Here is a 7,522-nt window from a genome sequence, read left to right as displayed (position 1 = left end):
GCCTGGCCAACGTCACCGTGATCACGTCGGCGCAAACGACGGAAATTACCGGCGATGGCAAACGCGTCAACGGTCTGGTCTACAAGGATCGCAAGTCCGAAGAAGTGAAGTCAGTCGAACTGGAAGGCGTCTTCATCCAGATCGGCCTGGTACCAAATACCGAATGGCTGAAAGGCACGCTTGCCTTGTCGCGCCACGGCGAGATCGAAGTCGATGCACGTGGCCAGACTTCGGTGCCAGGCGTATTTGCTGCAGGTGACGTCACGACCGTGCCGTTCAAGCAGATCGTGATCGCAGTCGGCGAAGGCTCGAAAGCAGCGTTGAGCGCCTTCGATCATCTGATCCGCAGTTCGGATACTGATGAAGAAGTAGTTGCAGTCAAAGGTGAAACGGTTCCTGCATAAACCTTTGATCGTATAAATAAAAAAGCCGCAGCGATGCGGCTTTTTTATTGGGTTGTGTGTTTTTCAAAAACTGTATTCACCGAATACATATTTGTCGAAACTGAACTTGCTGCCGCCCGGCAAGGTATCGACCAGCCGCTTTGCATTCTTCGCCGAGATAAAGACATCCGCCATCTGATCCTTGCTGCGGAACCTGGTCGCAGGACTCAAAATGGTATTGGCCTTGATCCTGATGTGACGGATGACCTTGGCTCTTTCACTACAAAGCAAAAAATGCTGCTCCTGGCGAAAGCCGGACAGCGGAATATTTAACCACCAGCCTTCATCGCCAGCATAAGGTACAACCGTGGAAAAAATCGTGTTGCGCTCGGTAAGCAGGTTGGCGTGCAGGTCTTGATTGACCAGCTTGATTGCTTCTATCTTGTTCATGAGGGGCTTTATCAAATGCGGTTGATGCGCAAGGCATCTATAGGCGAGAGGATAAAGCAAATCATCATGCACCATAAAAAATACCGTCTATAGACGGTATTTTTTATTTTCAAGACAAGATTTATCGCCATATCAAAAAAACACGACGCTGACGAGCAGGATTCCTATCCCAATATACATTTGATTCTGTTTGGTGAACACGCAATATCCAAACATGTTGCGTACAAACCAATCTGTGTAATACATCACATGCAAGTTCAAAAAATCAGGCTATTATTTCAAAACACGTGGCAACCCGAACGTGAAAAATATCTGCGTTATATAGGTTGTTAACTACAAGACTGCATCGTTGCAAGAGGTGATGTATAGGTTGGCCCATAAAAGGAGACTAGTTATATGAAAACGCCTTTGCCTTTCCGTGTATTGTCAAAAGTTGCCGCCCTTTCATTAGCCGCGGCTTTTTCTTTGCCTGCTGCAGCACAAAGCGCTGGCGACAGCATCGTCAACGTCGGCTGGTTTCATTTATATACGGATGATTCCAGTCAGACACTCATGCGCACTTCACCAGCACCTGCGCCGATTGCCGGCAGTAGCGCTTCCGTCGGCAATGCGGATACGCTGGGCATTGCGTTCACCCACTTTTTCACAGACAACTTTGCGCTTACTGCAGATTTGGGAATTCCACCGAAATTTCATCTTGACGGTGGTGGCTCGTTGGCTGGCTTGGGCGAGATCGGCACTGCCAAACAATGGAGCCCTGCTGTCATTGCGAAATGGTACTTCGGCGATAAAACTTCGAAGCTACGCCCTTTCGTAGGCTTGGGCGGCACACGCGTCTGGTATAGCGGCATTAATTTGTCTCCGTCGTTGCAAAGGGCTGTTACTGCTCCATACAATGGCGGTGTAACTGGCACAGCAACCGCCAACCTCAGCTCATCCTGGTCCCCTGTCTACAATATCGGCCTGACCTACAACATTGATGCCAAATGGTCGCTAGGTTTCTCGGTTGCCTATATTCCGCTCGATACCGACGCTGAAATTATCGGGCGTAACGCCGCCGGCACTGTCATCTCCCGGCACACGACCAACCTGACTCTCGATCCTTATGTAACCTTCCTCTCGCTGGGTTACAAGTTCTGACGATTACTTGAGCACAGGATGATGAAAAACCTGGCGCAGGTAGGCCAGGAAAGTCTCATCCCTGCACAAGGTCTTGCCTGCAGAATCGGACAGCTTGGCGACGGATTGTCCGTTACACGCCATCAGCTTCATCACGATGTTCAGTGCCGGGATACCGGTATCGTTGGATAGATTCGTGCCGATTCCAAAGCCCGTCAGCGCGCGGTCCGCAAAGTGTCGATACAGCGACAAAGCACGCGGCAGATCCAGTGCATCGGAAAACACCAGCCGCTTGCTGCTCGCATCGATACGCAGGCGGGCGTAATGCGCCAGCGCTTTTTCTCCCCATTCGACCGGATCACCGGAATCGTGCCGCAAGCCATCGAACAGTTTGGCAAAGTACAAATCGAAATCGGTCAGGAAAGCATCCATCCCCACCACGTCGGTCAATGCAATACCCAGATCGCCGCGATATTCCTGCACCCAATCCTCCAGCGCCGCTTTTTGAAAATCGCGCAGACGTACGCCGAACGATTGATAGGCCTGTAAATATTCATGCGCCATCGTGCCGATAGGCGTCAAACCGTATTTCTTTGCCAGATACACATTCGAGGTTCCGGTGAAATACTGTGGCACTTCTCTTGCCAGCGTAACCAGCACTTCTTCATGCCAGGCCGCAGAGAAACGGCGACGCAAACCAAAGTCGAAAAATTCAAACGGATTTTTTCTGGCAGCTTCCTTGCCGAAATTTTGCAACAGATAAATTTTTTCCTGCAGACGTCGCCGCGCTTCCACTAGCGCAACTTGCTGGTCGAAACGGCGGAAGTAAAGCTCATTGACGATATACAGCACGAAGATCTCGAAACCCATTACGTGCACTTGCGGCCCGATCGCGCGTATGCGCAACGTCGGGCCATCTGTCACTACCGTAATGAATTTGCGCTGGAAGCGAAAAACTGTGAGGAAATCCACGAAATCGCTTTTCATGAACCGCAGGCTGCGCAGATAAAGCAACTCTTCATCGCCAAATGCCAGCGTACAAAGATGATCCAGCTCACGCTCCACATCGGCCTTGAGTTCGCTCAGCGGATACGATGGTGCATTGCGGCAAACAAATTCATATTCCGTCTGCGCCTCGGGATGGCTATGCAGCAAGGCCTGCCACATGGTGAATTTGTAAAGATCGTTTTCCAGCAGGCTATTTACGATAGGGGGCATGAGGGGTCCGGAAAGAAAACGCGTTGATCGAGCCGGCATGCGACTTGGGCCGCATGGCTATTGTTTTCAAGAATTGTGCCGATACAAAATACAGGGACATAAAAAAGAGTCGGCTGCAGACTGGTCATTTTATCCAATGATCAGGATTACCAGATTGTAACCATCTCACTCATTTTGCCTTGAGACTTGACGCACCTGCATGGTGCCAATGCACAACAATTCACTTTGGTTCAAACGCCAATCTGACAGGAATCATCATTTATGCAGTTATGATGTTTCTATAGGGAATGATCGCCACACGGCAATCTGGGTGCAACCAAAAGCAATGAATGGAAGTAAGCGATGAATAAGGTCATACGTAAGCTAGCCAAACTTGGTGTCGGTGCAAAACTTGCCACCATCTCTTTTGTATTGATTGCCATTGTCTTCGGCATTTTTGTATGGACAACCGGACAGGCGACCAGCGCCATGCTGGAACAACGTGCAACCGAAGAAGTTGCGGCCAGGAGCAGGCTCGTTCTGGGCATGAGCAGCGACGCCGCATTGGTCAAGAGCACTCTGCTGTCGCTCAAGGTCGGCAAGACCGGTGGCTACTATGTGCTCGATGCTGCAGCCGGCCCGGATTACGGCAAGCTGATCATTGCGGCAAAAAGGGAAGGACAAAACGTCCTGGCAGACAAGGCGACCGACGGCCGTGAATTCATCAAGGAAATCCTGAACAAAAAAGAGGGCGCAATTCATTACCGCTCACCCGCCGATGCCGGTTCTCCCGAGCGCCTGGCGACATTCATTTATCTGCAAGACAAAAAATGGGTTGTTGTCGGCGACACTTACGTCGATGAATTCATCCATGAAGCAACGGCGCTGCGTAATTTTTATGCAGGCGCCGCATGCCTCGCCTTGCTGATTCTGACCGCCTGTCTGTACGCCGGCATACGCAAGACCGTCACCGGCCCGCTTGCGCAAGCCACGCAGCTGGCGCGCCAGCTTGCTACCGGCGATCTGACCAGCCGGCTGGAAACCAAACGCACGGATGAGATCGGACTCTTGCTACGCGCCATCAACAGCATAGGCCAGGGGCTTGCCAACGTCGTGTGGAATATCCGTCACGGCACTGAAACGCTGGCGACCGAAACCAAGGAAATCGCCGCCGGCAATCTGGACTTGTCTGCCCGCACCGAACAGCAAGCCAGCTCGCTGGAGCAAACTGCATCCGCGATGGAAGAGATGACCTCGACCGTCAAGGAAAATGCTGCCAACGCCGAGCAGGCCAATGCTCTGGCGCACACCGCAGCCGAAGTCGCCATCAAGGGCGGCAGCGTAGTGGCAGAAGTCGTCAACACGATGGATTCGATCAATCAATCGTCGAAGAAAATCGCCGACATCATCAGCGTCATCGACGGTATCGCCTTCCAGACCAATATCCTGGCACTGAATGCAGCAGTGGAAGCCGCACGCGCAGGCGAACAGGGTCGCGGCTTTGCAGTGGTTGCCAGCGAAGTACGCAACTTGGCGCAACGCAGTTCGGCTGCAGCACGTGAAATCAAGACGCTGATCGAAGATTCAGTCAGCAAAGTACAAAGCGGCAGCAAGCTGGTGGCACACGCCGGCACCACGATGGATGAAGTCGTCAGCAGCATCCAGCGCGTGGATAACATCATGGGCGAGATCAGTTCGGCCAGCCGCGAACAAAGCATAGGCATCGAGCAAGTCAATCAGGCCATTGCACAGATGGATCAGGTCACCCAGCAAAATGCCGCACTGGTTGAAGAAGCCGCTGCTTCGGCAGAGTCATTGCAAAATCAGACCACGGAATTGAGCAATGTAGTCAGCATCTTCACGATCAAGAACAGCAGCCACGGCTCGACCGACGAAGCGCAAGAGATGGTCATGAAGGCTATCGAAGCAATGCGCGAGAACGGCAAGGACGCAGCCTGCGCCGAAATCAACAACAAGCTCGGCCAGTTCTGCGATCGCGATCTGTACGTTGTGGTCTACGACATGAGCGGCCGCAATCTCGCACACGGCGCCAATCCGGGCAATGCCGGCAAGGACATGATCGATGCCAAGGACGGTGCCGGCAACCTGTACATTCGGGAACGCGTCGCCATCATTCAGAACAGCGGCAAAGGCTGGCAAGACTACATGTTCCTCAACCCGATATCCAAACAGGTGGAAGCCAAGTCCATGTATCTCGACAGATATCAGGATCTGATCATCGGTTGCGGCGTATATAAGCGCTAAGACAGGAATGAATTCCTGCGATGAAAAGACGCGATGCCACTACGCAGCTTCATAGCCGACATCGCAGGAATTATCGAACTTCATGGCGCAGCAGCACTTAAATTGATTATGCCATCGTGCTAAGATGAATCATTCTTCGAGGAGGTCATCATGGCTGGAAAAAGACTGAGCACGCAAGAGTTTCTGGATGAACTCAATCGCAACCTGAAGGATCATCCGGGCTATGAAGACTGGATGCAGTTTGTACCGCCACCCGAAGGCGTCGAGCCGGATACGATAGAAGGTTTCGAGCGATCCGGCCCTGAGCCACGTCATTCGCTATACGATCTGGTCGCGCTGAAAGTCGGCGAAGCGTTCGACATGTTCCCGAAATAAATTACAGAATTTTCCTGCATGAAAATCTGCCATCGCGAGGCAGGCAAATATTTTTCAAGCGCCTCTGCAAACGGGGCACTTGACGTCTGATCTTAACGCAACATTCCCCGCGCATACGACCAGCCATCCTTCGGATGCGGTCGTGGCTCGCCCTCATCCATCAGATACGCCTCCGTTACTTCTCGCGGGAAGTATTCCATATGCACCCAGAAGTTAACTGTCTTCCCGCCAACGCCGGACGACATTGTTTCGCCGGAAATGGAATCCTGGTACCAGACGATCTGTATCTGATCCACTGGAATCGGTTTCATCGTACATCCTTGTTCATGAAATGAATGCGGATATTTTACGTCGCTTTACGACCAATTTCATATTCCCATTTGGATGAGATTGCATACATCCGCTGCATTGCCGCAATGCGACATTTATCGCACTTCGCAATCGACCGTATTCGGTTTGGCCGGGCCCGTAGAGGTACTGGGGCCAGTGGACTGGGTGAATACAGGTGGTGGCGTGAACGGTATACCTGGATTTACCGGCAAGACGACAGGTGGCTGCCTGAAACTTGGCGTAAAACCGAACTGCCCGGCAGCAAAATTCGAGGTGCCGGATGGGTTCGTCACATGAATCAGGCCGTCTAGCACCTGCACATACAAACCAGGTGCCCGGGCACTAGTCGGTGAAGGAAGCGTAAGTTGCGCCAACATCAATGGCCGGATTGCCGCTACAACCGGAGCATCGCTGCGTGTTGTCATCATCGACACATCAAGCACCGCCGTGCTCGCCAACAGATAAGCTCTGCGCGCAGCCAATGCTTCTGCACTTTGTTCGTAATATTGCACGATGACGCTGGCGTCCTGCATGTCGATGTTTGCAGCAGGCGTATTCAACACCACACGATCCTTGCTGCGCTTGCCCAGCAAACCGGCATTCGATCGCACACCGCCGCGGATCAGCGTGAAGGTGATGCGATCAGCTGCAGGCTTGGCCGCATCGTATGAAAATTTGTCGACCGTCAAGGTCGTGTCCGGTTGCAAGATGAGCAGGCTGTCATCACTGAACCTGATTTGCGCATAGCCTTTCTTTTGTGTGGACAGCGTATCGCCGACCTCAACTGCAGACTGGGCTCCCAGAACACGAATCTTGCCATCCGCTTTCTTCGCCAACAATGGGCCGCTCAAATGCGTGACGGTACCGACAGCAGGAGCAGCATAAGCAAGTGCTGCGACGCACATCGACGCCAGCAACAGCAGCGACTTAATTACAGTACATTTTTTTAGCTGGTTCATTTTTTGTTCCACTCTTGTCATTTGATGCGACTTCTTTAGTGTCGGATTTTTTATCGTCTTTCTTGGTGTCTGCGGCTTTTCCATCATCGGCTGCCGATGTTGTTGCTGCAGACCCTGTTGAACCTGTCGTTCCACTCGAAGAACTACTGCTCGTGCTTCCGGTACTAGAAGGCGGCGATGCAACAAATGCCGGAGGTGAACCAGGGTTCACGTTATTGGTCGCTGCATTGATTATGTTAACTGTTGAATTAATTATTTGCGACACAGGCTTCACAGGCTCATTTGCGTTTGGCGGTGAAAGTACTTGGCACAGCGCTGAGTTCGGGGCGATGGTACAGATGTCGGCTGAAGGCGGTGGCGATGTGGTGGAATCTCTTTTGGTTACAGTGCTGTTATGCGCAACAACGGAGCCACCGGAATTAATAATGATCTTGCCACTGCCGG

Annotated in this window: 9 protein-coding genes; 5 read left to right on the top strand and 4 right to left on the bottom strand. The window is 52.1% G+C overall.

All coding sequences use genetic code 11. From position 1 onward, the window contains the following. A partial coding sequence (locus ABWP27_RS11315) for an FAD-dependent oxidoreductase (RefSeq protein ID WP_353156792.1) occupies positions 1–404 on the top strand: 404 nt, incomplete at its 5' end. A gap of 63 nt (positions 405–467) precedes the next feature. Here ABWP27_RS11315 and ABWP27_RS11310 read toward each other — a convergent pair. After that, entirely contained in the window at positions 468–833 is a 366-nt protein-coding gene (locus ABWP27_RS11310) for a hypothetical protein (RefSeq protein ID WP_353156789.1), read from the bottom strand. 396 nt (positions 834–1,229) lie between these two features. On the opposite strand from ABWP27_RS11310, the gene ABWP27_RS11305 reads away from it, so the two are divergent. Next, the gene (locus ABWP27_RS11305; RefSeq protein ID WP_353156787.1) at positions 1,230–1,973 is read left to right on the top strand and encodes an OmpW/AlkL family protein; all 744 of its coding nucleotides are present in this window, start codon (positions 1,230–1,232) and stop codon (positions 1,971–1,973) included. 3 nt (positions 1,974–1,976) lie between these two features. On the opposite strand, the gene pncB is transcribed toward ABWP27_RS11305, so the two are convergent. After that, positions 1,977–3,170, bottom strand: coding sequence for a nicotinate phosphoribosyltransferase (pncB, locus tag ABWP27_RS11300; protein ID WP_353156784.1), 1,194 nt, complete (start codon positions 3,168–3,170; stop codon positions 1,977–1,979). Positions 3,171–3,512: 342 nt separating this feature from the next. On the opposite strand from pncB, the gene ABWP27_RS11295 reads away from it, so the two are divergent. Together ABWP27_RS11295 and ABWP27_RS11290 are read left to right on the top strand one after the other, a co-directional pair. Continuing rightward, complete coding sequence (locus tag ABWP27_RS11295) at positions 3,513–5,414, top strand: methyl-accepting chemotaxis protein (RefSeq protein WP_353156781.1); 1,902 nt, start codon at positions 3,513–3,515, stop codon at positions 5,412–5,414. A gap of 150 nt (positions 5,415–5,564) precedes the next feature. Then, positions 5,565–5,789, top strand: a complete 225-nt coding sequence (locus ABWP27_RS11290) for a hypothetical protein (protein ID WP_353156778.1) — start codon at positions 5,565–5,567, stop codon at positions 5,787–5,789. Positions 5,790–5,881: 92 nt separating this feature from the next. Here ABWP27_RS11290 and ABWP27_RS11285 read toward each other — a convergent pair whose 3' ends face one another. Together ABWP27_RS11285 and ABWP27_RS11280 are read right to left on the bottom strand one after the other, a co-directional pair. Continuing rightward, complete coding sequence (locus tag ABWP27_RS11285) at positions 5,882–6,100, bottom strand: hypothetical protein (RefSeq protein WP_353156776.1); 219 nt, start codon at positions 6,098–6,100, stop codon at positions 5,882–5,884. A 114-nt stretch (positions 6,101–6,214) separates the two neighbouring features. Continuing rightward, a complete protein-coding gene (locus tag ABWP27_RS11280; protein ID WP_353156773.1) occupies positions 6,215–7,078 on the bottom strand; it encodes a FecR family protein in 864 nt (287 codons plus the stop codon). Between the two features lie 14 nt (positions 7,079–7,092). Between ABWP27_RS11280 and ABWP27_RS11275 the strand changes: the two genes are divergently transcribed. Then, positions 7,093–7,522: hypothetical protein (locus ABWP27_RS11275; RefSeq protein WP_353156770.1), on the top strand; the 430-nt coding region annotated here is incomplete at its 3' end.

Source organism: Herminiimonas fonticola, from assembly GCF_040395855.1.
GTDB classification, from domain to species: domain Bacteria; phylum Pseudomonadota; class Gammaproteobacteria; order Burkholderiales; family Burkholderiaceae_D; genus Oxalicibacterium; species Oxalicibacterium fonticola_A.
This window is presented reverse-complemented; position numbering and strand designations above follow the sequence as displayed.

What these genes read in the sequence shown, in the direction of transcription:
- ABWP27_RS11285 (WP_353156776.1), bottom strand. Translation starts at nt 6,100, where the DNA reads ATGAAACCGATTCCAGTGGATCAGATACAGATCGTCTGGTACCAGGAT.
- pncB (WP_353156784.1), bottom strand. Translation starts at nt 3,170, where the DNA reads ATGCCCCCTATCGTAAATAGCCTGCTGGAAAACGATCTTTACAAATTC.
- ABWP27_RS11295 (WP_353156781.1), top strand. Translation starts at nt 3,513, where the DNA reads ATGAATAAGGTCATACGTAAGCTAGCCAAACTTGGTGTCGGTGCAAAA.
- ABWP27_RS11310 (WP_353156789.1), bottom strand. Translation starts at nt 833, where the DNA reads ATGAACAAGATAGAAGCAATCAAGCTGGTCAATCAAGACCTGCACGCC.
- ABWP27_RS11280 (WP_353156773.1), bottom strand. Translation starts at nt 7,078, where the DNA reads ATGAACCAGCTAAAAAAATGTACTGTAATTAAGTCGCTGCTGTTGCTG.
- ABWP27_RS11290 (WP_353156778.1), top strand. Translation starts at nt 5,565, where the DNA reads ATGGCTGGAAAAAGACTGAGCACGCAAGAGTTTCTGGATGAACTCAAT.
- ABWP27_RS11305 (WP_353156787.1), top strand. Translation starts at nt 1,230, where the DNA reads ATGAAAACGCCTTTGCCTTTCCGTGTATTGTCAAAAGTTGCCGCCCTT.